At 62.2% G+C, this 24,947-nt stretch carries 19 protein-coding genes and 1 pseudogene; 6 read left to right on the forward strand and 14 right to left on the reverse strand.

Features of this window, described 5'->3' with window-relative positions:
• Window positions 1–99 precede the first annotated feature (99 nt).
• Window positions 100–888: a class I SAM-dependent methyltransferase gene (locus tag JG739_RS25070; protein WP_202363858.1), complete on the forward strand. Its 789-nt coding sequence runs from the start codon at window positions 100–102 to the stop codon at window positions 886–888.
• 84 nt (window positions 889–972) lie between these two features.
• Here JG739_RS25070 and JG739_RS25075 read toward each other — a convergent pair whose 3' ends face one another.
• The 14 genes and pseudogenes from JG739_RS25075 to JG739_RS36235 form a co-directional block, all read right to left on the reverse strand.
• Window positions 973–2,592: a GMC family oxidoreductase gene (locus JG739_RS25075; RefSeq protein ID WP_202363859.1), complete on the reverse strand. Its 1,620-nt coding sequence runs from the start codon at window positions 2,590–2,592 to the stop codon at window positions 973–975.
• Window positions 2,589–4,103, reverse strand: a complete 1,515-nt coding sequence (locus tag JG739_RS25080) for an FGGY-family carbohydrate kinase (protein ID WP_202363860.1) — start codon at window positions 4,101–4,103, stop codon at window positions 2,589–2,591. The genes JG739_RS25075 and JG739_RS25080 overlap by 4 nt, the downstream gene beginning before the upstream one ends.
• Before the next feature lie 27 nt (window positions 4,104–4,130).
• Window positions 4,131–4,973 (reverse strand): class I fructose-bisphosphate aldolase, encoded by an 843-nt coding sequence (locus JG739_RS25085; RefSeq protein WP_077381191.1) that lies wholly within the window; start codon window positions 4,971–4,973, stop codon window positions 4,131–4,133.
• Complete coding sequence (locus tag JG739_RS25090) at window positions 4,946–6,676, reverse strand: glycerol-3-phosphate dehydrogenase/oxidase (RefSeq protein ID WP_202363861.1); 1,731 nt, start codon at window positions 6,674–6,676, stop codon at window positions 4,946–4,948. Before JG739_RS25090 ends, JG739_RS25085 begins: the two co-directional genes overlap by 28 nt.
• 18 nt (window positions 6,677–6,694) lie before the next feature.
• Window positions 6,695–7,690, reverse strand: a complete 996-nt coding sequence (locus JG739_RS25095) for an aldo/keto reductase (protein WP_202363862.1) — start codon at window positions 7,688–7,690, stop codon at window positions 6,695–6,697.
• Entirely contained in the window at window positions 7,687–8,667 is a 981-nt protein-coding gene (locus tag JG739_RS25100) for a sugar-binding transcriptional regulator (RefSeq protein ID WP_202363863.1), read from the reverse strand. The genes JG739_RS25095 and JG739_RS25100 overlap by 4 nt, the downstream gene beginning before the upstream one ends.
• Window positions 8,668–8,695: 28 nt before the next feature.
• Entirely contained in the window at window positions 8,696–9,685 is a 990-nt protein-coding gene (locus JG739_RS25105) for an ABC transporter permease (protein ID WP_128245196.1), read from the reverse strand.
• Window positions 9,686–9,704: 19 nt separating this feature from the next.
• The gene (locus JG739_RS25110) at window positions 9,705–11,243 is read right to left on the reverse strand and encodes a sugar ABC transporter ATP-binding protein (RefSeq protein WP_244749562.1); all 1,539 of its coding nucleotides are present in this window, start codon (window positions 11,241–11,243) and stop codon (window positions 9,705–9,707) included.
• A gap of 106 nt (window positions 11,244–11,349) precedes the next feature.
• Window positions 11,350–12,381 carry a substrate-binding domain-containing protein gene (locus tag JG739_RS25115; protein WP_202363865.1) on the reverse strand — a complete coding sequence of 344 codons (1,032 nt, stop codon included), beginning with the start codon at window positions 12,379–12,381 and terminating at the stop codon, window positions 11,350–11,352.
• A 265-nt stretch (window positions 12,382–12,646) separates the two neighbouring features.
• Window positions 12,647–12,862: pseudogene (locus tag JG739_RS35535) on the reverse strand (tetratricopeptide repeat protein); the annotation flags it as partial.
• Window positions 12,863–12,883: 21 nt separating this feature from the next.
• The gene (locus JG739_RS25120) at window positions 12,884–14,167 is read right to left on the reverse strand and encodes an adenylate/guanylate cyclase domain-containing protein (protein WP_202363866.1); all 1,284 of its coding nucleotides are present in this window, start codon (window positions 14,165–14,167) and stop codon (window positions 12,884–12,886) included.
• A 427-nt stretch (window positions 14,168–14,594) separates the two neighbouring features.
• Window positions 14,595–15,665: a lysophospholipid acyltransferase family protein gene (locus JG739_RS35540; protein WP_244749563.1), complete on the reverse strand. Its 1,071-nt coding sequence runs from the start codon at window positions 15,663–15,665 to the stop codon at window positions 14,595–14,597.
• The gene (locus tag JG739_RS25125; RefSeq protein WP_244749564.1) at window positions 15,556–17,433 is read right to left on the reverse strand and encodes an AMP-binding protein; all 1,878 of its coding nucleotides are present in this window, start codon (window positions 17,431–17,433) and stop codon (window positions 15,556–15,558) included. The genes JG739_RS35540 and JG739_RS25125 overlap by 110 nt, the downstream gene beginning before the upstream one ends.
• A 432-nt stretch (window positions 17,434–17,865) precedes the next feature.
• Window positions 17,866–18,393 (reverse strand): hypothetical protein, encoded by a 528-nt coding sequence (locus tag JG739_RS36235; RefSeq protein ID WP_342216472.1) that lies wholly within the window; start codon window positions 18,391–18,393, stop codon window positions 17,866–17,868.
• Between JG739_RS36235 and JG739_RS25130 the strand changes: the two genes are divergently transcribed.
• From JG739_RS25130 to JG739_RS25150, 5 genes are read left to right on the forward strand one after another with little or no spacing between them, the layout of a single operon-like run.
• Window positions 18,388–19,701, forward strand: a complete 1,314-nt coding sequence (locus JG739_RS25130) for an IucA/IucC family protein (protein ID WP_342216466.1) — start codon at window positions 18,388–18,390, stop codon at window positions 19,699–19,701. The genes JG739_RS36235 and JG739_RS25130 overlap by 6 nt on opposite strands.
• The gene (locus JG739_RS25135) at window positions 19,685–21,394 is read left to right on the forward strand and encodes an IucA/IucC family protein (RefSeq protein ID WP_202363868.1); all 1,710 of its coding nucleotides are present in this window, start codon (window positions 19,685–19,687) and stop codon (window positions 21,392–21,394) included. The genes JG739_RS25130 and JG739_RS25135 overlap by 17 nt, the downstream gene beginning before the upstream one ends.
• 12 nt (window positions 21,395–21,406) lie before the next feature.
• Window positions 21,407–22,678 carry an AMP-binding protein gene (locus tag JG739_RS25140; RefSeq protein WP_202363869.1) on the forward strand — a complete coding sequence of 424 codons (1,272 nt, stop codon included), beginning with the start codon at window positions 21,407–21,409 and terminating at the stop codon, window positions 22,676–22,678.
• Window positions 22,678–24,021 (forward strand): DUF6005 family protein, encoded by a 1,344-nt coding sequence (locus tag JG739_RS25145; RefSeq protein WP_202363870.1) that lies wholly within the window; start codon window positions 22,678–22,680, stop codon window positions 24,019–24,021. Before JG739_RS25140 ends, JG739_RS25145 begins: the two co-directional genes overlap by 1 nt.
• On the forward strand, window positions 24,018–24,863 hold the full coding sequence (locus tag JG739_RS25150) for a sugar phosphate isomerase/epimerase family protein (protein WP_202363871.1): 846 nt from the start codon (window positions 24,018–24,020) through the stop codon (window positions 24,861–24,863). Before JG739_RS25145 ends, JG739_RS25150 begins: the two co-directional genes overlap by 4 nt.
• Window positions 24,864–24,947 lie beyond the last annotated feature (84 nt).

The following is a 24,947-nucleotide window of genomic DNA, read 5'->3' on the forward strand; positions in this document are numbered from 1 at the left end:
CAGTTGCCGGCCCGGCTTATGAAACATGAATTGTATAATCAAGAATTTTCTTTTAGAGCAATTCCAATGTAGCCGCTTTTGGGGAGTGCGTTTCGGGCAATGACGGCTCACGCAAACTATTCGCTGCGCGACGAAATTCGGGACTATTGGTCCGACCGCGCCGAGACGTTCGACCTGCAGGTCGGCCACGAGATTTTTTCCGAACGGGAGCGTGCCGCCTGGCATGCGCTCATAACCAGGCATCTTGGCCCAGGCGCGGGACGGGCGTCTCTGGATCTCGCCTGCGGGACAGGCGTCATTTCGCATCTGATGCACGATCTGGGCTTTGTGGTGACAGGCCTCGACTGGTCGGAACCGATGCTCGCCAAGGCGCGCGCCAAGGCACAAGAACGCGGCGCCGATATCCGCTTCATCATGAGGGATGCAGAACGCACGCTCGAGGACAGAGCGAGCTACGATGTCATCGTCACCCGTCACCTGGTCTGGACGTTGTTGGATCCGAAGGCGGCCTTTGCCGAATGGTTCTCGCTGCTGAAGCCCGGCGGCAAGCTGCTGATCATCGATGGCGATTTCGTCAGCCGCAACTGGGCGACGGGTTTGCGGGAAATTTGGGAGAAGCTCACGGCCGGCAAATCCCGGGTCCCGGGCAATGACGACGCCGCCATGGCCAGACGCCACCAGAACATTCTTGCTCGTGTCTATTTCTCGGGCGGCGCACGGGCAAGAGAGATAGCGCGCTTGCTGGCCGAAGCCGGGTTCGAGCAGCCGGTCGTCGATTGGAAACTGGGCGCGATCCATCGTGCCCAGGCTCGACAGATGAGTTGGCCCAAAGCGATCGAACGCACCACTCAACATCGCTTCGCGATCTGCGCGACAAAGCCGCAGTAAACGCCTCGGCATTGCATGGAGCGGGGCGACGGCACGACAGCGAATAGATGCCGGTCTGCATCAGCCCAGATGCGCCACCGAGGATTATTTCTGGTTGGCATCCTGCAAGATCATTTCCGATGCCTTCTCCGCGATCATGACCACTGGAGAGTTGGTGTTGCCGGAAACGATCGCCGGCATGATCGAAGCGTCGACGACGCGCAGGCCGGAAATGCCGTGCACCCGCAGCCGGCGATCGACCACCGCCGTCGAGTCTGCGCCCATCTTGCAGGTTCCAACCGGGTGGAAAATCGTCGTGCCGATATCGCCGGCCTTGCGGACGAGATCTTCGTCGCTTTCATAGTGTGCGCCGGGCAGCATTTCCTCAGGCGCGAAACGGGCAATTGCGCGCGCCTTCATCAAGCGGCGGACATGGCGCAGCGATGCTACAGCCACGGTCCTGTCTCCTTCGGTAGACAAATAGTTCGGCCGGATCTTCGGGGCCGACTGCGGATCGGGCGCCCCTATGTGGACGGTGCCGCGGCTTTCCGGTCTGAGGTTGCAGACCGAAACCGTGACCGCGGGGAAGCGATGCAGCGGCTCGCCCAGCCGGTCAGTGCTCAACGGCTGGACATGATATTCGAGATCGGGCGTCTCCAGGCGTGGGTCGCTTCTGGCGAAGATGCCAAGCTGGCTCGGCGCCATCGACAGCGGTCCGCTGCGACGGATGGCGTATTCGACGCCCATGGCCGCGCGGCTGAACAGATTGTGGTAGCGCTGGTTTAGCGTCGAGGTATTGGCAACCTTGAAGACCGTGCGGATCTGCAGGTGATCCTGCAGGTTCTGGCCGACGCCTTCCAGCGCGTGGCGGACCGGGATTCCTGCTGCGCCAAGCACGTCGGGTCGACCGACGCCGGAAAGCTCGAGCAGCTTCGGCGAATTGATCGCGCCTGCGGCAAGTATCGTCTCGCCTGCCCGCGCACGATGCAACTGACCGCCCATGCGGAAGACAACGCCGGTGACGCAAGCTCCATCGAAATTTAGCTTCTCGGTCTCGGCGCCGGTCACGACGCGCAAATTCGGGCGCCGGAGCACGCCCCGCAGGAACGCTTTTGAGGTATTCCAGCGCACGCCCTTCTTCTGGTTGACCTCGAAATAGCCCGACCCCTCGTTGGTCCCGCCGTTGAAATCCTCGGTCCGCGGGATGCCGAGTTCCTCGGCAGCGTCGCGGAAGGCATCTAGGATTGGCCACGACAGGCGCTGGCGCTCGACGCGCCATTCGCCACCGGCGCCGTGAAGGTCGTTGGCGCCACCAAAATGGTCCTCGGACTTGCGGAAATACGGAAGCACGTCATCCCAGCCCCAGCCGAGATTTCCGGCTTGCCGCCAGCCATCATAGTCGGCCGCTTGGCCGCGCATGTAGATCATGCCGTTGATCGATGAGCAGCCGCCCAGAAGCTTGCCGCGCGGATAGTTGAGCGCACGACCGTTCAGCCCGGCCTCCGGCTCGGTCTTCATCAGCCAATCGGTGCGCGGGTTGCCCATGCAGTAGAGATAGCCGATGGGAATGTTCACCCAGTGATAGCGGTCGCTGCCGCCGGCTTCCAGAAGCAGCACGCGCATGGCTGGATTAGCCGAAAGTCTGTTGGCCAGCACGCAGCCGGCTGAACCCGCGCCGACGATGATGAAGTCGTATTGTCCAAAATCGGCAGCGGTCTGTGTCAATGGGACGTCCGTTCGCTTGCCATCCTGTCCCACAGCGGACCCATGGCCTGGTTGATCTCGACATAGAGACGATAGCGCTGCTCATAAACCGGTGCGATCACGCTATTGGGCTGGTAGCAGCGGTCGGGCGCGGTCATCGCGGCGGCACCCGCAGTGAAGTCGGCAAACAACCCGACGCCTGTCCCAGCTGCAATTGCAGCTCCCAGCGCACCTGTCTCGCGGCCGCGCGCCACGGTCACCGGCATCCCCAGCACATCCGCGAATATCTGCGGCCAGACGGCGCTGCGCGAGCCGCCGCCCGAAAGAACCGCCTGGCTGACCATGGCTCCCGCTCGACGCAGCGTCTCGACATGGCGCCGGTGCTCGAAGACGACGCCCTCGAACAGTGCGCGCAGCATGTGCGCCCGCGTGTGCCAGCCGGCGATGCCGTAGAAACCGGCACGCGCCTTGCCGTTCTGCTGCGAGCCGTAAAGGAATGGATGGTAGATCGGCATGTCTGCCGCGGGATCGACGGAAGCGACAAGCTCGCTGCAGATCTCGAATGGCGATGCGCCCGCCGGCGGCGCATGCTCGAAGAACTCACGCACGATCCACTCGAGATTTGCGGCCGATGTGGCGCTCGATTCGATGGCGAGGTAGCGCAGCGGATCGAATGTCGACAGCATGAAGATCGACGGATCGCGGATCGGCTCCTCGGTGATAACCTGGTTGATGCTCCAGGTGCCGGCAATGATCGAGGCGGCGCCGGTGCTGGTGACGCCCGAGCCGATGGCGCTGGCGACGACGTCGAACAGGCCGGCCACCACGGGCGTGCCCGCAACAAGGCCGGTGGCAGCGGCGACATCGCGCGTGACATGGCCGGCGATGTCGGAGGCTTCCAGCACGTTCGGCAGCAGTTCCATGCAATCGTCGAGACCATAGGCGGCCAGCAACTCAGGCTCGTAGCGTCGGCCAGGCATGTGCAAAAGGCCGCAGCCCGACATGTCCGAAGTGTCGGTCGAGCGTGCGCCGGTGAGGCGGTTGACGATAAAATCCTTGCACAGGAAGACGGTGCCTATTTTGGCAAAAAGTGCCGGATCATGGCGCCTGAGCCACGCCAGCAGAGTCGGCGTCTGCGCCGCCCAGGGCCGTTGCAGGCAGTGGGCATAGGTGCGGTCGCCAACGCCTGCGGCCGCCCACTCGCTGACGATGCCGACGCCGCGCGTGTCGAGCGACTGGATGCCGAGCAGCGGGTCGCCGCCGCGGCCCAGCGCGTAGAGCCCGTTGCCGTGGCCAGCGCAACCGATCACCGCAATATCGCCAGGGTCGATGCCCGATTGGTCGAGGCACTGGCAGATGACCTCGACGGCGTTGCGCCACAATTCGCCGAGATCCCGCTCGACATGGCTAGGCTTTGGCATGCAGGAGCGTCCGTCGCGAGTGGCTAGCGCCAGTTCGCGACCTGCGATGTCGAAGATGATGGCCTTGATGACGGTATTGCCCGCATCAAGACCAAGAATGTATCGCTGCATTGAAGCTCCTCCCAAGCCGCCAAAAAATTATTCTTGTTGGTAGAGCTCCCAGGCCGCCGCGCCGTCGGCATTCTCATGGATGATCGCCATCAATCCTCTCACGACAGCGCGAGGGTTGGAATGCTGGTATATGTTGCGGCCATAGACCATGCCTGCCGCGCCTTGTGCCATCAGCGCCGCCGACTTGTCGAAGACGGCGCGCAAATCCTCCCTGCCCCCACCGCGCACAAGGACAGGACAGCGCGCCGCCGCCACCACCCGGTGAAAGTCGTTCGGATCGGTGGTCGGATCCGCCTTGATGATGTCGGCACCCATCTCGCTGGCGAGCCGGGTCAGGGTGACGATCTTTTCGGGGTCGCCGTCGACCATGTAGCCGCCGCGCTCCGAATTGGGCAGCATTGCCAGAGGCTCGATCATCAGCGGCAGGCCATATCTTTCGCAGTCGGCGCGAACCCTGGCAATGTTGTGGACACATTGCCGGAACAGGTCCGGCTCGTCGGGCAGCATGAACAGATTGACGACCACGCAGGCTGCGTCCATCTCCAGGGCGCCGATCAGCGGCTCGGCTTCGTTCTGCAGGATCGCCCACATCGAGCGATGGCGGGTTTTGTTGTATGGATTGCCCATGTCTATGCGCATGACCAATGCCGGCTTGTCCTTGCCAGGCAGGGACTGCAGCAAATCGGCCTGGCCATAATTCATCTGAATGGCGTCCGGTCCCGCGGCGACCAGCTGGGCGACGACGCCGGCCATATCCTCGAGCCCTTCCAGGAACGACGGCTCGTTGCATACGCCATGGTCGATTGCGACGTCGAGGCAGCGCGCCCCGCCGAACAGCCGGTTCATGCGGACTTTCTTGTTGATGCGCATTCAGCGCTCCTTCCTTGGTCTTTTTGTGATAGCTGGTCGAGATCGACGCCATGCTGGCGTTGCAGCAGGGCGAGGAAATCGGTGCGCTCGGACGCCTTGCGCGCAGCGTCCCAGCTCTTTTCGACAGCAAGAATATCGAGAACCGCGTCGAGAAGGTCACAAGTGAGAGCACCGCTGATGGCGATTGTCGTGCGGCGAAGCAGCAGGTCCTCCAGCTGTTCGACATATTCATTGGCGATGAGATATTGGATCTCCCGGGCCGAGTAGTCGTTGCCGGGCAAGAGCTCGTCCTGTCCCGCTGCCATATGGGCGGCGACGGCAACCGCCGCGGTACCGTAGCGCTCGAACAGGCTGCGCATGCGGTCAAGCGAAAGGCCGTGTGCGGCCGCGCGTTCTGCGCACCATTTTGCCGGGGCCATGGGAAAATGCCGGCCGCCGCCGATCGGCATGTTTTCGGTGCCGACGATGCGCTGTCGGCACAATCGCTCGAGCACGATATCCGCTGCCAGTTCGCCGAATGACCGGAAGGTTGTCCATTTCCCGCCGATCATGCAGAGCGTCGGCGGCCCTGCGCCCTCGATGAGTTCGCAGAAATGATCGCGGGGAATGCGCCCGGTAAAACTGTCCTGGCTTTTCGGCAGCGGCCTCACCCCGGTGAACTGAAAGACGATGTCGGTATCGGCGATCTCGATCTCGGGAAACACGAAGGACAGCGACTGCCGGATGTATTGCCGCTCGTCGTCCTCGCAGCGCGCCTGGTCGGGATCGTCGATACGGATATCCGTCGAGCCGACCAGCACGTTGCCAAGATAGGGGAACAGGATGCAGATCCGGCCGTCCTCGTTCTCGTAGTAGATCATGTGGCCGTCGAGTGCGTCGTGAAGCTCGCGATTGTCGACGATCAGATGAGAACCTTTGGTGCCGCCCATAAGCTTCGGCGCAACGGCTCCGATCGCCGAATTGGTCAGGTCGATCCAGCCGCCTGTGGCGTTGACGACGAGCCGCGGCTTCACGGCTACGGTTTCGCCGGACAGTCCGTCGGTAAGCACCAGGCTCGCGTCACCGAGCGACACGCGCGCATAGTTGAGCGCTCGAGCGGACGGACTTTCCTTCATCGTGTCGCGCAGCATTTCGGTACCCAGCCGCTCGGGGTGGCTGACCCAGGCATCATAGTATGTCGCCGAATTCCGGATAGCAGGATTGATTGCAGGCCAGACCTTGAGCGTTTCAGCGCGACTCCTGAATTTGTGCGTCGGGACGACACGCCTTGCGGCGGTGAAGAAGTCATACATCGCCAGGCCGGTCTTGATGACCAATGCGCCGCGCCGGCCAGGACGACGGCTCAACCCAAGGAAGCGGACTGCGCCATTTGCCATGCCTGAGAACAGGTCGAAGATTGGCACCGTGGTTGGCAGTGGCGCAACGTAGTGCGGCGCGTTCCTCAACAGCCGATCGCGTTCGAGCAGAGATTCGCGGACCAGCTTGAACTCGCCGTTTTCAAGATAGCGCAGGCCGCCATGAACCATGCGCGAGAGGGCGGCACTGGCGCCGCAACAATAATCGCCCTTTTCGGCGAGCAGGACATCGACGCCCTGCAAAGCGAGTTCGCGAAACACGCTGATGCCGTTAATGCCGCCGCCTATGACGAGGACGTCAACATCGGGGTTCTCGCGCAAGCCGGCGATCGTCTGGATGCGATTCATCTCAGGACGCGCTTTCGATCACGCGTCTATCGCTACGAGATGCCCGGCCACCGCCGCATCGATGGCCCCCAGTTCCGCCGCGCTCAGCAAGATCTCCCCTGCCCTGGCGTTGTCGAGCGCCTGCGTCGCGTTTCGCGCTCCACACAAGGCGAAGGTGATGCCGGGCTGCGCCAGCGTCCAGGCGATGACGATCTGCGCCATGCTTGCCTGGTGGACTTCAGCGACCGGGGCCAGGGCATGCTTCAACGCGGCTACCTTGCGCCGGTTGGCCTGGGAGAAGCGCGGATTGTCTTTGCGCTGGTCGTCGCCGCTGAACTCACGCGCCGGATCGATGGCGCCTGAGAGCAGGCCGAGCGCAAGCGACGAGTAGCTGAGCGCCGCGACCTGATGCTGGCGCGCGATCGGCAGCAATGTCTGCTCGATCTCGCGATCCAGCATCGAATATCTTTCCTGGATCGCGTCGAGCTGGCCAGCGGCGACATACTGCTGCAGTTCGGCGGCATCGAGATTGCTTGCGCCGATGGCGCGGATCTTGCCGGCGGATTTGAGGCGTTCGAGCGCTTCCACTGTTTCGGCAATGGGCGTCGTCGGGTCCTGCCAATGGGTGATGTAGAGATCGATATAATCGGTGCCGAGCCGCCGCAGGCTCTGTTCCACTTCACAAGCGATGCCGTCGGCGCCCAGATATCGGTTCACCGGCGTTCCATCCTGATCGAAGAAGTGGTTGCCCTTTTTCGAATGCCAGTTCAGGCCACATTTGCTGGCGATGACCGCGCGGTCGCGTCGGCCATTGATGGCCTTGCCGACGATCTCTTCGCTGCGGCCGAGGCCGTAAGCCGGCGCGGTGTCGATCAGTGAGATGCCGGCATCTATGGACGCCTGGATCGCAGCGATCGATTCTGCTTCATCCGTGCCACCCCACATCCAGCCGCCGATGGCCCAGGTGCCGAGTCCGACCGCCGAAGCGACAACGCCGGACTTGCCGATTGAGCGGGTGATTTGTCGAGAATTCATGCTGCATTTCCTTCGGCAAGCTCGAGGATCTTCAAGCCGGTGGTTTCGTCGGTGACGAGAGTATCGAGGTGAGAGCCGCGCATGGCACTGAGGATCGGGATCACCTTGCTTGCGCCGCTTGCGACACCGATCGACTGCGGAATGGTCGCGAATTCCTCAAGCGTCAGCGAGACCAGTGAACGGTTGAGGCTGTAGTCGGCGAGCTTGCCGTCGCCGTCTATGAGATGGGCGAGCAGTTCGCCCGCCGCGCCCGAGCGCTCGATGGCCAGCCGGTCGGCGCTCGAGGACGGGTGCAGATCGTAGTAGCTCGAATCGTCAGCCAGGATGGAGCCGATGCCGACGACCGCAAGCGTTGCATCGCGCGCCTTGTTGAAGACATCCGAAACCGCCCGGACGCCCATCAGCATGTCGCGCTGGGCCGGGCTGTCGGCAAACAGCGGCGCGTGAATCTGATAGGCGCGGCCGCCGAGCTTGTCCGCCATCAGAGACGCGACATGATTGACGTCGGTGTAATGCTTGCCCTGGACCAGGCCGGTCGCGGGAACAACTTCGACGTCGTAGCTGCGGCTCGGCTTGAGGCCGGCGACGACGGCACTCACCCCCTTGCCCCCGGTAATGGCAATCGTGTCACCGCTCTTGATCGTCTCGAGCACCAGCCCGGCTGCGGCCTCGCCGACACGCTGAAGCGCAGTCTGCGGATTGTCCGAAACGGAGGGGACGACGACGGCCCTTTGGAGTCCACCTATCGCGACAAGTCGCGCCTCGATGTCGATCAGTTGCTCGACCGGCGACTTGATCTTGATCTCGACAAGCCCGAGTTGATGACCACGTTTGATGAGGCGGTTGACGGTCGCATGCGAGATGCCGAGCTCCTTGGCGATTTCCGCCTGTGTTTTGGCTTCCATGTAATGAAGCACAAGCGCCTGATACATCTGGCGGACGATCGTGACGTCGTCCCGCGAATTGGTTTTTGCCATATCGGATGCTCAACTCTTGCGCTGCTGCTCAGGATTTCCTGCGGTGCAGAAAGTGGTCGATCGATACCGCCGCGAGCAGGATGCATCCCTTGATCATGTCCTGCCAATAAACTGAAACGTCGAGCAGGATCAGCGAACTTGTGACGACCGAGAGCAACGCCATGCCCAGTATGGCGCCGAAGATGGTGCCCGAGCCACCATTGAGCGATGCTCCACCAATCACCGCCGCGGCGATGATGTTCAGCTCCATGCCGGCGCCGAAGGTCGGGGTCGCAGCGCCAAAGCGTGACATATAGATGACGCCGGCAAAGCCCGCGAGGGTGGAGCAGAGAACCGTAACCCAGAATTTGACCTGCTTGGTCTTGATACCGGAAAATTGGGCCGCCTTCTCGTTGCTGCCGGTATAGAAGACCTTCCGAAAGGCCGTGGCACGCCGAAGCAGGAAATCGAAGATGGCCACGACCACTACAAAGATGACGATGACATAAGGCACATTGCCGAAGCTGCCTTGGCCGATCGCCTTGAACCCAGGCGGCAGGGTGAACAGCGACAGCGGGGTTCCCTTGGTGATGACAAGGCAGAGACCGCGCACGATCACCATCGCCGCCAGCGATGTGATGAAGTGATTGAGCCCGATAACGGTCACGAAGAAGCCCATTACCGCGCCGATCAGGGCGCTGGCGCCTATGCCGATGAGGCTCGCCGTCCACGGGTCCAGTCCCATCAGGAACAGAGCGCCTGACACCACCATGGAGAAGCAGACCACCGATCCGACGGAAAGGTCGATGCCACCGACAATGAGGAGTATCGTCATGCCGACCACGACGATGCCTTCAATGGAGAAGCTCATCAGCATGGCGCGGAAATTTCCCCAGGTCAGGAAATGCGGCGAAGCGAATGTCATGGCGATGCACAGCGCCAGCATGATTGCGATCAGCCCCGCCTCGCGCATCGACCCAAGACGCAGCCAGTTGCGTCCGCCAAGCCCGGGGGCGCTCGCCTTGATTTCAGCGTCCATGAGGGTTCCTCCGGTCTGTCTAAGCGACATTCTGAACCTGCCTTGTGTTTGATCGTTGCTGCCGGAGACCCGAAGCCAGCAGCATGATCGCTTCTTCGGTCAATTCGTCAGCCCCCAGTTCGCCGACGATGGCGCCTTCGCGTACGACAAGCACCCGGTCGCTCAGTCCGATCAATTCCGGAAGCTCGGATGAAATCACGATGACGCCGACGCCCCGCTCGGCGAGATCGCGAAGCAGGCGATGAATTTCCACTTTGGCGCCGACATCGACCCCGCGTGTGGGCTCGTCCAGAATGACCACTTTGGGACCGACCGAAAGAAGCCTGGCGATGGCGACTTTCTGCTGATTGCCACCGCTAAGCGTCGATACCTGTGTCTCGATGCCGCCCATGCGCACGCCGTGGCGCTCGACCAGGTCGGTGGCTTGCTTTGCCTCGGCGCGGCGATCGAGCAGCCCAAGCGGCGTGGTCAGTTTCCGAAGGTCGAGCGCGGCGATATTGGATGCAACCGACAGGTCGAGGAACAGGCCCGAGGCCTTGCGGTCCTCCGAGAGATAGACCAGGCCCGCGCGCACCGCATCGCTGTAGGTCCTGATGCTGACCGGCTCGCCATTGAGTTCGACCGATCCCGACACTTTCGGGCACAAGCCGCAAACGGCCTGGACCATCTCGCTGCGGCCGGCGCCAATCAATCCGCCAATGCCAAGAATTTCGCCCGCTCGAAGCGTGAAACCAACGCCGGCGGAACCCTGTCGATAGGAGAGATTTTCGACCGACAGCACAGGGCGGGCGGTACGCCGCTCAGGCGAGAGCTTTTCGGGATAGAGCTGCGTGATTTCGCGCCCGACCATCTTGCGCACGACATCATTGGGAGTGACCGAAGCGATAGAATCGGTCGCTACGTATCTGCCGTCACGAAACACGGTGACTCGGTCGCACAGGCTGAAGATCTCGGCCATGCGATGGCTGATGTAGATGATTGAAATTCCGCGCGCCTTGAGATCGCGGACGATTGCGAAAAGGCGCTGCGCCTCGGTCTCGGTCAGGGCGGCCGTCGGCTCGTCAAGCATCAGCACCCGGCAGTCGAGCGTCAGCGCCTTGGCGATTTCCACAAGTTGCTGGTTGGAAATCGAAAGCTCGGCGACCGGCGTCTCGACCGGGATCGGCGCCAGCAGGTCCATTATCTTCTGCGCATCGGCGTAGAGCCGGCGAAAATTCATCAGCGGCGCGCGCCGATTGTTGACGGCCGCCATGAGGATATTCTCGGCGACCGTGGCATCCTGGCAGAGCGCGATTTCCTGATGGACGAGGCCTATGCCAAGCCGCTGCGCGGCGGATGGCGATGTGATCGTGACGTTCTCGCCATCGAGGCGAATGGCGCCTTCGTCGGGTTGCACAATGCCGGCGATGATATTCATCAGCGTGGACTTGCCGGCACCATTTTCGCCGCACAGCGCGTGAATTTCGCCGCGCTGCAGCGTGAAATCGACCCCGGTCAGCGCTTTGATGGCGCCGAAGGATTTCGAGATGTCGCGGATTTCAAGAATGGCGGCGGTCACTCCGTCCCCCTGCAGCATTGAAATTGTTGATATGGCCCGGGTCGACGGGGCGCGAACGCGCCCCGTCCGGTCGAGCATTCCGAAAGAGCTTCAGGAGCGGCGGGCTTTATTCCTCGATGCCCTTGGTGCCGCGCCGCTTGAGGTAGGCGTCCCAATAGAAATCGTCGGCATTTTCCGCAGTGACGATGGAAAAGCCGTTGTCGACGAAGGGCACGCTCATGGCGTTGAAACCCGACCTCCGGGCGTCGTTCATCGGGTCGATCAGATCGGGATGCTTGGCCAGCCACAGCAGCATGAACCCCATATAGCCCTGCATGCCTTGGTTCGGGTTGACTGAGCCAAAGATTTCGCCGGCCTTGATCATATCGAGGATCTTGGCGTTGACGTCGGCCAGCATGACCCGGATCTTGCCGCCGCCCTCCTTCGCGGCCTGCGCGGCGCCGATTGCCGAGTTGGCTTCCGGCATGAACACCGCACCCAGTTCGGGATGCGCTTGGGCAAGGCTGAGCACGGCCTGGTAGGCCTTTGTCGCATCCTGGTTCGACGCCGCGCGGCCGACGAGCTTCATATCCGGCCATTTGGCTTCCATGCGGGCGATGAAGGCGGCGATGCGCTTGTCGTGATTGTCCTGTCCAGGGTTTTCTAGGACCGCGTATTCGCCCTTGCCATCCATCGCCTTGGCGACTGCATCGGCGGCATAGGTGCCTTCAGCGACGTTGTCGGAGGTGATGTAGGACACTCGTTTGGAGTTGGGCGAGTCTGCGGCGAATGTGACGACTGCTGTTCCCTGCTCAATGGCCCGATTGATGGGCTCGATGAACGGATCGGAGTTCATCGGATGGACCAGGATGCCAGCCGGCTTCTGAGCCAGCGCCTGGTCGAACGTCGCTATCTGCTTGTTCACGTCGTATTCGGGCGTCCCGGTATATTCGGTCTCGCAGCCGAACTGTTTGCCAGCCTGCTTGAACATCTCGTAGACCGGGAACCAATATTCGACGCCGGAAACCATGACGTTCATGACGTATTTTTCACCCGGCTCGCACTTGAACGGGTTGGCGGCCTGGGCAGCGGCGTGGCTTGCCCCCAACACTGTGCTGGCGGCTGCCGAAATGGCGAGCATGCTCAAAAATTTGCGCAAGAGTCCTCCCTCGGCCGAAGCCTGGTCAATTGGGCGGTCGGGCACTTACGTGCCGCCGCTTGTGGTTGATGAGGCCGAACCTCCTCCCGAGGCCCAGCAGTTGATCATTCGCAGGAGTTGGCTCGAGTGTCAATAAAATTCACATGCAGAAATATATTTCACATCCTCATCGCGATCGGCAGCTTCGCGCCAACACCAGTCATTGCTCGTCGTTTGAGCGAGTGGCTGCAGACGGTTGAAAACCGGGCATTCCCCTGGTCCGTAGTTACATCAGGCCGGCATTGCGAAGCCCGTCCACCACTAATTCGAAATCGTCTGGGTTCTTGTAAGGCAACACTTTGCGGCGGTGTTCCAGAGAATAATCAGGGTTGACGCGGAACACTTCCTGCCACTCATGGCGGGCTTATTCGAAGCGGCCCAGATGGCCGTAGCTCGCCGCCAGGAGCACACGTGAGACGTCAGTGTCAGGGTTCCGCCCCAGCCATTTTCGCTTGTTCACTTCCTAGCCGGGAAAGCCACTGAGCAGTCGGCTGCATTCGGCGACGAATTTTTCATTTGGCATGCGGCCATCCGCATCGCGCGAGTACTCCGGCTTCAGCCGGTTAAGGAAGAACATTTCGAGCCTGCGCCCGTGCTTGGTCTCGATGGCGCCTCGGGGTTCCAGTTCGAATAAAGTCTTGACATGCCCGGCAACGGTTTCCGAGACATTGATCCGTCCGGGCGCGCCGTTCTCCTCCATGAGTGCGGCCGTGTTCACCGCATCGCCCCAGATATCGAAGGTGAACTTCCGCCGGCCGACGACGCCCGATATGACCGGGCCAGTATGGATTCCGACACGCAACTCCAGTGCCGGCAACCGCATCTTCTCGCGCTGCGCCTTCATGCGGGCCGTGACGGCGTGGATTTCCAGTGCCGCGAGGCAGGTCTCAATTGGGTGCCGGCGATTGGCCGTAGGTACTCCGGCAACGGCCATGTAGGCATCGCCGATCGTCTTGAGCTTTTCCAGCCCATGGCGCGTTACGATCTCGTCAAAAGCTGTGAAATACTGGTCAAGGAGCCCGATGAGCGCGGCGGGCTCCATGCGTTCGGCCAGAAGGGTAAAGCCCTTGAAATCCGCAAATAGGATCGTCGCCGACGGCTCATATTTCGGCTGCACCTTGCCGCTCTTCTTGAGCTCGTCGGCAATCGACACAGGAAGGATATTGATGAGCAGCTCTTCGGTGCGCGCCTTCTCGGCGACCAAGTCCACATGCGCGTGATCCAGCTCTTTCAATGCTTGGTCGAACTCGATGAGTTTGCGGCGCAGCTCCAATTGGGTCAGCACCTGGCGCGAAAGGCGGCGCAGTGACTCAGTTTGTTCGAAGGCCAGCTGACGCGGCACGAAATCCATCACACAAAGTGTCCCCAACGCATAACCTGCTTCGGTCACAAGCGGAATGCCACAATAGAACTTGAAGTGCGGTTCACCCGTAACAAAGGGGATTTGATTGAATCGGGAATCCATGAGCAGATCGGGCGCTACGACCATCTCGGTGCCGCAAACAGTCGTAGCGCAGAATGCGATTTCGCGCGGACACTGGTTAAAGTTCGGAGGAAGGCCATACTTGGCCTTTAGCCAGAGGCGGTCGTCGTCCATCAAGCTGACATAGGCTACGGGGCACTGGCAAATCTGCGCAGCCAGTTCGCCAATGTCGTCATAGGCGATCTCCGGCGCGGTATCGAGAAGATTAAGTGCTCGGACCGCACCAAGCCGCTCCGTCTCGTTGGCGGGCGTTTGGTACGGCATCGCAGCGCCTCGGTCGGAGTTCTGGGCGTCCTAGCCCGTGCGCGCATAGTCGCGCATGCTGGACAGCATATCAAAATTCGGGATTGAGGCTAGCGAGCTACGCGGGCTCTCTGCGAATGACCGCTCGCCACACTTATTGCCGACCTCCTCTTGGCCATCGCCAATGTCCGCTCCGGGTCACCAGAGCTGGTTGCGCTAATGTCCAGTTCCGGGAAGGAGAATCGGCCTCGGAAGGTCTCGAAAGGGTCAGGAACGCTGGTTCGCTGAATATCGGCTCTCAAGACGCTATATCGCTGCCGGAACGACCGGTTAGGGTCACGGATTGCCGTATGGCTGCCCAGAAGGAGGCAGAGAAGAGGTCGAATTTTGCCGTTTGCAACTCCTCTCGATCGGAACGCGACACTGCTTGTGGAAACGTCCGGTGCCGTCAGGCTCCGGCCTCGGGCGGTGTCGGCTTTACCATCTCGCCGAGGTCCGGCTCGCCACAGCGCGCCAGGATCGCTTCGCGTACTGCGTCGCGGAGACGCAATACCGCTGCAAAATCGGTTCCAGACGGCGCAATGGGGGCGCCGATCTCGATTGTTACCGGCGTCCATCGTGGAAACCATTGGTCACCGCGCAGCATGGATCGCGTTCCACGGATAATGCCGGGCAGTACCGGCAGGTTGGCATCCACAGCGATCTTGAAAGCTCCGAGATGGAAGGCGGAGAGACCTGGTCTGCGCGTGAACGTGCCTTCGGGGAAGAACACGAGAATGCGCCCTTGCCGGGCGATCTTGGTCAGGGATTCGGCGTCGGAAAGGCTGCCTGTGACGTCATGGCGCTCGACGAACGGTGTGCCTAGCCGGCGCAGGAAGGGCCCGGCAAAGACCTGTCCCGCCAGCTCCTTCTTGGCCACGAAAGCTGGTTCTCCCGGCAGAACTGCAGCCAGGACCAAGGCGTCCATGTAGCTCGAATGGTTGAACACGACTACCGCGTTGCGGCCGGGAATGTACTCGATGCCGCTCGTCGTGATGGTTGCACCGGCGAGGGCGAGCGCAGCACGGGCGATCGTCCTCGCCGCGGCCCAGCGCCAGTCGAGTCGCGGCAGAAGCATCACCGCCAGCCATGCCAGCAGGAAGCTGCAGGCCACGACGATCCACCACCATCCGGCGTAGAAAAAGTCGGCGAGAAACCGGCGCAGTCGCTTCAGTTGCGGGCCTGCTCCCGCAAGCGACAGCCGCAAGACTTGCCACCAGAGCGACCGTCCCGGCGCTCCAATTGTCCCGCTCTCGTAAAGCTCCTTGGCGGCGCTGCGGCGAATCTTCCCGCTGGATGTTTTCGGCACGGCCCGCGGCGGCGCAAGGACCACATCGTCGGGAGGTGTCCCGGCGATATCCGTTGCGACCTCATGAGCGCGCTTTTGTAACACCGCGCGGGCAGATTCGTCGGTCTCGCGCGTTTCCGCCACGACGATGACGCGCTCCGTTCCCGTGGATTGATCGGTGGCGCCGAACACGACGACGCCTCCCTTGCGCACGCCGGGGATGCCCGCGACGGCCTCTTCGATCTCTTGCGGGTAGATATGACGCCCGGCGCGGATGATGATGTCCTTCACCCGGCCGGTGATGTAGACATCGCCGCTCGCCACGTATGCCCTGTCTCCGCTGTCGAGCCAGCCATCGCGGAACAGCTCGCGTGTCTTGGCTTCGTTCTCGAAATAGCCGGAGGTCGCTGATGGGCCGCGGAATTCGAGCCGGCCTTTGGCGTTCACCAAGCTCATAGCCGGCACCATCGACGATGCGGACTTCATGACCTGGCAGAGGATGTCCGCAGGCGACGATTTCAAGCGGCTTGGGATCGTCGGGGCCGGCGGGCACGGCCGCGCCACGGCCGGTCAGCGCTGCACGATCCACGCGATCGATGATCGGCGAGCGGCCCGGCGGAGGAAAGGCCAGCCCCACCGTGTTCTCAGCCAGGCCGTAAACCGGTGCCATGGCTCCCGGCTTGAAGCCATGATGCTCAAATCGTTCGATGAATCGGCGCAGCGTCTGAACGCTGACCGGCTCCGCCCCGTTTGCGACCATGCGGAGCGAGCTCAGATCAAGTCCTTCGAGATCGGCCTCGTCTGTCTTGTTGAGACAGAACTCAAATCCGAAGTTCGGGGAAGCGGACAAGGTGGCGCGAAAACGGTGCATGGCCCAGAGCCAGCTCTCCGGGCGCACGAGAAAGCTCAAGGGCGACATCGCGTAAAGCGGCGCGCCAAAATGAAGGCATCCCAACCAGGCGCCGATCAGGCCCATGTCGTGATAGAGCGGCAGCCAGCTGACAAAGACGTCGGCCGAGCTCGCCTCCATCACCGTCCCCATGGCCCGAACGTTGGCAAGCAGATTGGCGTGGCTCAGCACGACGCCTTTCGGATCTCCGGTGCTGCCCGACGTGTATTGTATCAGCGCGGTCGAGCCGTCGTCCGTGACCGGCGGCAGCTGTGTGGCGGCGGGCTCGGTGCTGAGACTTGCGACGTTCTCGACGCTGTCCAGGGATTCGACCTGTCCGCGCAGCAGCGCCGCAGGACCCATTCCTTCCTGCATGGTGATAAGTATGCGGGCGCCGGCATTGCTCAAGATGCCGGCCTGGCGACGCAGATGGTCCTCGATCTGCGACAGCCGCATCGGCGGATAGATCGGCACCGGCACGGCTCCGGCGTAGAGAATGCCGAGGAATGCGGAGAAGAAATCGAGACTCGTGGGCAGCATCAAAGCTATACGGTCGCCCGGCTCGACATTGCGGCGGATCAGGCCGGCCGCAACGACGCGGGCCGATTGCGCCAGTTCTGCGTAGGTCATTGCCCCCAACGCCGTTGTGTCGTCCTGCAGAACCGTCAGGTGCAGGCGAGCAGGATGCTGCGCCACGTGCCAGTCGAGGACCTCTACGAGCGTCTTGGCCTCTGTGGCGGCCGGAACGGGAGGAAGGGCAGCGGTCGGCTGCGCCGCGCGGGCCGAGTCTGGTCGGGCGCCGGCGTGTTCGAGAGCATTGATCAGATCGCCGATCGTGTCCGCCTCGCCAACGATTTGAGTGGGCAGCCGCACCCGGAACGCCCGCTCGATCCGCAGAACCAGCTCCGTCCGACCCAGGCTGTCGATGCCGAGATCCCTTTCGATCCGGCTTGACGGAGAGATGTCGATCGCATTTGCACGTTGCGGCTGAAGCTCGTGCACGAACTCGCGTACAACTGCGATCAGGTCGCCCTCGCGTGATCTCCTGTCATCGATCGTCGTGGGAACCATCTTCGTGCCCGTTTCCAAGCCACAATGCTAACGGCTTCAGGCAATTGGACATTGACGCGATCGAGCGTACAGCCAGAGCAATCGAGCGGATTGAAGCCGTGGCGGGCGGCAAGCCATTGTGTTTAACTATGGCGTTCTGGCGGCTTAGCAACGGCGCTGGGATCTGGCGCCCAAACCGCCCTGCCAAATTCAATATCAGTTTTGCTCTGCAATAAAGACTTTCAGGTGTCTCATCGCCTAGGTCGCTTCTCTCATCAGGGTCGGCCATCACTTTGTTGTCAGCCCGGTCGCACGTGAGCATCACCCATTGCTGGCATTGCCCAAATGCCCCCTTCAGGAGGTTGATCCGCGCACCCGACTAGGATAACATGACAATCGTAGTTTAGTTTTAGCCGCGGCCGCAGCAAGGCTGGCCCTTCACGCGCGGCGCCATCAAAACCTTTGAAACTCAGCACAGAGCGCCTGCGCGGCGCCTGTGCCACATGGCGTCCGCAACGAATGATCGACAACAATCAGATTGCAGCAGAACAGGCAATTTTTCGAGCCTTCGCAAACAGCTATCTGCGAGAGCTGAATCCCGGGAACCCCGTGTTCCACCGCATTGGAGAACGGAACTTCGATTGCGTCGAGATTTCCCTGCCGTCGCGGCATGCCGTGCTGCGCATCGAAATGAAATCCCGATCGCTTTGCGGAATGCACCTGTTTGGACAGATCTGGATGCGCCAGGATGCCGGTCCGAACTGGCACGAGATAGAACCGATCCTGGCCGTGCATCTGCTTGTGCTGGGAGCCAGAGAAGCCGGATCGGCCACGCATCGACAAGCCGACGTCGAGCTCCTCGAACGGATTCTTCAAAGCTGTCAGGCGACGAAACGTTACCTCGACGCCGCCGATCGGGCGCCGCCACTGGCCGACTTTATAGCCGCGGAACAATCCCTGTATTTCGGGCATCCGCTGCATCCGACGCCCAAGAGCCTGCAAGGGATGTCGAACTGGCAGCAGGATGTCTATGCCCCCGAATTGCGCGGCGGTTTCCAGCTGGCCTATTTCGCCGCCGCTGCCCATCTCGTTCGCGAGGATTCCGCCGGCATCGCGGTGACCTCGATCGTCGGTTCACTGCTGGGCAGCGACGCCGGCAAGGTCGCCGCAGGTAACGGCGAGATGCTCCTGCCCATGCATCCGCTTCAGGCACAAGCATTGATGCTCGATCCGGCGGTGCGCGCGCTCATGGATTCAGGGCAGATCCGCTATCTCGGTCCGGCAGGGCCGGTGTTCACGGCGACTTCTTCGGTGCGCACGGTTTACAGCGATGACGCCGCCTGGATGCCGAAATTCTCGCTGCCCGTCCGCATCACCAACTCCAAGCGCGTCAACAGACGGCACGAGCTGGAGGCAGGCGTTGCGGTGGCGCGCCTGTTCGAACGCGCCGGGATCGACATGTTCGAGCCGCGCCTCGGCTTTCTCCATGACAGCGCATACGTGACGCTGGATTTTTTCGGACAGGCCGAGAGCGGTTTCGAAGTCATCTTCCGCCAAAATCCCTTCCGGGGCCGCGCCGGCGATCCGGTGATCACCGTTTCGGCACTGACGGCCGAACCACGTCCCGGGCACAGCTCATTGTTCGAAACCATCGTCCGGCGCGTCGCGCAGGATCAGGATATCTCGGTGCGGCAGGCGTGCCGTCGCTGGTTCGAATGCTATCTCGACTGTGCACTCGATCCGCTGGTCAAACTCTACGACCGGTTCGGCGTCGCGCTGGAAGCGCATCAGCAGAACAGCTTGCTTGACCTGTCGCAGCAGGGGCTGCCCAGCCGATATTTTTATCGCGACAGCCAGGGATTCTACCTCTCGAACAGTTTCAGGGCCCGGTGGTATGGCCTGGTCCCCGAGGTTGTCCAGATCCGCAGTCTTTTCTTCGACGACCGGGACATTCGCGAGCGGCTCTCCTACTATCTCATCGTCAACCAGATCTTCTCGGTCATCGCGCGCGCCGGGCATGACGGCCTGGCAAGCGAGGCCGAACTGCTCGCCATCCTGCGTGCGCGGCTCAAGAAGCTGGCGCAGGAGCTTACTGGCGCAGGCGGGGAATTCGCGACCAGCCTGCTGGACAAGCCGCACATCACCGCAAAGGCCAACCTGGCAATCCGGCTCGGGGATGTCGATGAGCTGGCCGAGGGCGGCAGCGCCATCTACACGCATTTTCCCAATCCACTGAGCCGCGTCGGGCTGTTTGTGGCCGCGGAGCAGGCACATGCCATTGCCTCTTGATCTCCACGGCATCCCCGAGCTGCGTGTGATGCGCCAGCTCGCGGAAGCCCTGGTCTATGAGGGGCTGGTCGATTGCGCGATGTCGCGCGGCGGCGGGAAAGCCCGCTTCGAATGGCGCTACGGCGGCGCCTCGATACGATGCGAGGGATCGATCGGCGCCTTCGGCCGGGTCAGGGTTGTCGCCGAAACGATCGAGCGGGGCTGCGACGGCCAATGGCGACCAGCGACGCTCGGCGATGTGCTTGCGAGCATAGACACCTGCCCCGAACTGCGTGCGCAACTCACATCCGAACTGGATCGGACGCTCGATTTCAGCGCCTGGAACGAGCGCATTCTCCGGCCTAGCCCGCGCCGCGATCTGCCCTTTGCGCAACTCGACAGCGCCATTGATGAGGGTCATCCCTATCATCCGTGTTTCAAGCCGCGCACCGGCTTCGACTACGCCGACCACGCGGCGTACGGCCCCGAAGCAGGCAACGCCTTCCAACTGGCCTGGCTGGCGGTCGCGCCCGAACGTCTGCACTCGGCGTTTCCCACGGACGAGCAGGCTTTCTGGTTGCACGAACTCGGCGTCGAAACCTATTCGCTGCTGAATGAGCGCCGTGCCCGGCTCGGCGACAATGCAAGGCGGTTCGGCCTGATGCCGCTGCATCCCTGGCAATGGAAAGCGTTGCAGGGCTCGGAGCTGTCGCGCTGGCTGGCGGAGGGCTCCGCGGGATTTCTCGGCCAGGCCGGCGATCGCTACACCGCCAGCCAATCGGTGCGGACGCTTTTCAATCGCGATCAGCCGCGACGCGCCAATCTCAAACTGCCGATGAATCTCGTCAACTCGTCGGCCAGGCGCATCATCGAGCCGCATTCGGTGTGCAGCGCGCCGTCGATCAGCCGCTGGCTCAAGGACATTGTCGCCAGCGATCCGCTGTTCGAGGCGCGCTATCCGCTTACCATCCTCGCCGAATATGCCGGCACGATCGCAGATCGGGAAGGACAGCTGGCAGGACAGATCGCTGCGATTTGGCGGGAGGAGGTTACAGGCAGCCTCAAGCCCGGCGAAACCGCGGTGCCGCTCAACGCGCTGATGGTTTTGGAGAGTGACGGCCGGCCGTTCGTCGCGACCTGGGTCGAGCAGTACGGGCTGGACGCCTGGCTCGACAGGCTTGTGGACACGGTGACGATGCCGGTGTTTCACCTGCTCGTCGGCCATGGCATCGCGACGGAAGCGCATGGCCAGAACCTGATCCTGATCCATCGCGACGGCTGGCCAGTAAGGCTGGCGATGCGCGACTTCCACGACAGCGTCGAATATGTGCCTGGCTTCCTGCGCGATCCCTCTGCTGTTCCCGACTTCCTCGCCTTGAACCCCGCCTATCGCGACGCCGCGCCCAACCAGTATTACTGGATGGAGAGCGCCGATTTGCTCGGCGAGCTCTGCCTGGACGCCTTGTTCGTCTACAACCTCGCCGAGATTTCGCACCTGCTGCGGCATTGTTATGGCCTCGACGAAGACAGCTTCTGGTCGAGCGTCGGCGGGCGGTTGCGGGACCATTGCCGGCAGTTCGGACTGACCGATCGGCAAGCCGCGCTTGGCCTGTTCCAGCCACGCATCCGCACGGAATCGCTGCTGCGACGCAAGCTCGCGCCAGCGGGCAGCGAATGCGCCCACGAAATCCCAAACAGCCTTGCAGTCGCGTAAGGAGACAGAAAAATGATCACCATCAACGACACGGTCTTTGATCAGGCCTATTTCCGCGCCGCGGCGGACCGCATTGCGGCCGCGGCGCAACTCGACAAGCGCGCAGGCGACCGTTTTGCGGTCTGTTTCTCCGAGGCGCAGGATTGGCTGGCCTTCTTCTTTGCAGCGCGCGCGGCCGGCGCCAGCGTGCTGCCGCTGCATCCCTCGACGCCATATGCCGCGGCGCGCCGGCAGGCGGAGACGGCGAACTGCAACTGGCTTTTCTACAACCGGCTGGAAGGCGAGCCGATCTGCGAGGAGCGCGCCGGCGAAGCTGGACAGCTGCTGCAGATGAGCTCTGGCACCACCGGCGAGCCGAAATGCATCGCGCGCGCCTGGAGCGACATAGACGACGAGATCGACAGCTACACTTCGGCGTTTGTCGAGCCACAGGACATGACGCCGTTGGTCGCCGCTCCAACCACCCATTCCTATGGCTTGATCTGCGGCGTAATGGTGGCGCTGAAACGCGGCCAGACGCCTGCCATACTGGATACCGGAAACCCCAAATTCCTGCTTCGCAAGCTGCGCGAAACGGAGCGCCCCTATCTGATCTCGTCGCCGGCCATCCTGCACACGCTCGCCAGGCTTTTGCCGGCCGGCGAGCAGATCCACGCAACGATGACGTCCGGCACCCTCTTGCCCGACCCTTGGTTCGAGCAGATCAGGGCCAAATCAAAACACATGTTGCAGCAGTACGGCTGTTCGGAAGCCGGCTGCATAGCAATCAACCCGGATGTGCAGGCGGCTAATGAAGTTGGCTATGTGCTGCCACGCTTCGCGTTGCGCGATGCCGGCACGGCCAGTGAGCCGAAGGAAATTGCCATCGAGCGCAAAGGCGTGGCGGTCGAGACGCGCGACCTCGGCTACCGCCGCGACGACGGCATGCTGGTCTTCCTGTCGCGCCTCGACGATTTGATCAACGTCTCGGGCCTCAACGTCTATCCGAAGGAAGTCGAGGACGTTGCCATGACGTTCCGCGGCATTGGCGACGCCGTCGTGTTCCGCAAACAGGATGCATTCGCGGGCGAGCGCGTCGCGCTGCTTTTCAGCGCCGAACATGCGGTCGACCGGACGCAGCTTCGGCAATGGTGCGCCGAGCGGCTTGCTGCACACCAGATGCCAACCGAGATCGTTCAGGTGGAGCGCATCCCGCGCCAGGCAAACGGCAAGATCAGCCGGCGCGACGTGGCTGTGCGCTACGGCACGGGCGAATTCGCGCCGGTACGGACGGAGGCGGCCTGATGACCTACGATCGACTACTCGACGCGATCGGGACGATCCTGCGCGACAAGCTCGACAACCAGCACATGGATAGGTTTGCGCCGCAAGCCAGGCTGAACGAGGATCTGTATCTCGATTCCGTGCTCATCCTCGAGATCATGCTGGCGCTTGAACTCGACCACGGCGTCGCGCTGCCCGAGGAGGTGATCAGTCGTCAGGATCTGGACACCGTGGACGACCTGGCGCGGCTGTTCGCCAAAACCCCGGGACCGAATGGAACACTGGTGAAACCGGCTAAGGACCTTGTTCTCGCTCGCGCCGAACGAGAGGCGGTTGAGCGGATCGGCGTGCATGGCGAGGACTTCGTCGACATCAAGGTCCATTGCTTCGTCAGCAATGTCTGCCACGCGGTGAAGCAAAGGCAGCTTGATCATCGACCTTTCTTCTTCGGCGTCTGGGATGCGGGTTTCGCCGTCGATAGAAGCTGGCGGCTGGCGTATCACGCACCTGAAATCAACCACGACTTCTTCCGCGATTGGTTCGAGCGCCTGTACGGCGCCAAGGTTCGCCAATGGTATCGGCCGGACGCCGCCAAGGTAGAGAACCTGGCGACGATGCTGGAGCTTCTGGAGCGCAAGAAGCAGAGCGAGTACCTGATGGTCATGCTCGATCTCTTCCACCTGCCGGAGCGCGAGAACAAGTTCAACCAGAACCCGTTCCCGCATTATCTGATGGTGGAACACACCGAGGATCCCGCAGTATGGATGGTCCTCGACCCGGATTTTCGCTGGGAAGGCCGGATAGAGAAACAGAAAGTCATCAACGCAATCATGCAGCCGACCGTTGCCGGCGGTTTCATTTTCGACGCTGCCGATATCAGGAAACCGTCCGCCGTCGATCTGCGCGACTATTTCCTTGCCTGTTTCCATGAAGACGACAATCTGCTGACGCGCGCAACGCGCGAAATCGTTCGGGCGCATCTGGAAAGCCGCGACGGCGTGAAGCTGCCCGAGTTGTCGATGGCGCTGCGCGAGTTGCCGGTCATCTCGATCCGCAAATACGCGCTGGAGCACGGCTTCGCCTTCTTCTGGCGATCGCTGCAGCTTTCCAACGCCGAGTTCGACACGATCTGCGACGACATCGAATCTCTGATCCAGGAATTCAAGGCGCTTCACTACGCCATCATGAAGCTCAGCCAGACAGGCGACGAAGCCTTGGCGGCGCGGGTGTTCGAGAAACTCGATGTGCTGGACGCGATGGAGCGCTCGCTGAAGCGCCGTCTCGCCCAGACCTATCGGCTGTGGTGCGACACGCGCGGCCTCCTGCACGCGCCGCGCCACGATGTCGAGGACGCCGTCGCATGAGGCTGTCGCTCTGCACGATCACCTTCCGCCATCACCTGCTGTCGCTGGAGGACATCGCGCGATGGGCGGCGGCGAACGATTTCCAGGGAATCGAGCTGTGGGGAGCACACGCGCGCAACATGCAGCACATGACCGAGCGCAACGCCGACTGGATGGCGGCGTTCGGCCTTTCCGTGCCGATGCTCAGCGACTATCTGCCTCTCGATGAGGATCTGGCGTCGCTGCGTCACGCCACGTCGAACCTCTGCCGCCTTGCCGGCCGCTGGGGCGCCCGCAAGGTGCGTACGTTCGCCGGCAAATCGGCAAGTCGGGACACCTCGCCCGAAGCGCGCTGGCGACTGTCGGCGCGGCTTAGGGATGCCTGCATGATGGCGCAGGACCAGGGGTGCGAGATCCTGGTGGAGACACATCCGGGAACGCTTGCCGATACGCTGTCGTCGACGCAGCGCCTGCTTGAGGAGGTCGATCATCCGGCGCTGGGCATCAATTTCGACACTTTGCACGTCTGGGAAGGCGGCGCCGATCCGGTCGCCTCGCATCGCGCGCTGTTGCCGCATATCCGGCACTATCATCTGAAAAATGTCCGCTCGCGTGCCGACCTCGCCGTCTTCGAGCCGGCAAACGTCTATGCCGCGGCCGGAAGGCGGACGGGCATGACCGCGCTTTTCGACGGCGCGGTGGACTACCTGCAATTCCTCGACGAATTGTTCGAGCGCGAGGAGGTGGATGCCTCGCTGGAATGGTTCGGCGGCGACTGCTTCAACATCCTCGCCAACGACGCCCGCAACATGCGTCTGCTGCAGGCGGACCGCGAAGCACCGATCCGCGCCGGCGTGGCTTGAGCGTCGACAGGGCCGTGCGTCGTTATGGACGCGCGGCGCTGTAGCGCGTTGATTTGGCGCACGATCCGTTCCGAAGGCGCCAAC

Source organism: Mesorhizobium sp. L-2-11 (assembly GCF_016756595.1).
Classification (GTDB): domain Bacteria; phylum Pseudomonadota; class Alphaproteobacteria; order Rhizobiales; family Rhizobiaceae; genus Mesorhizobium.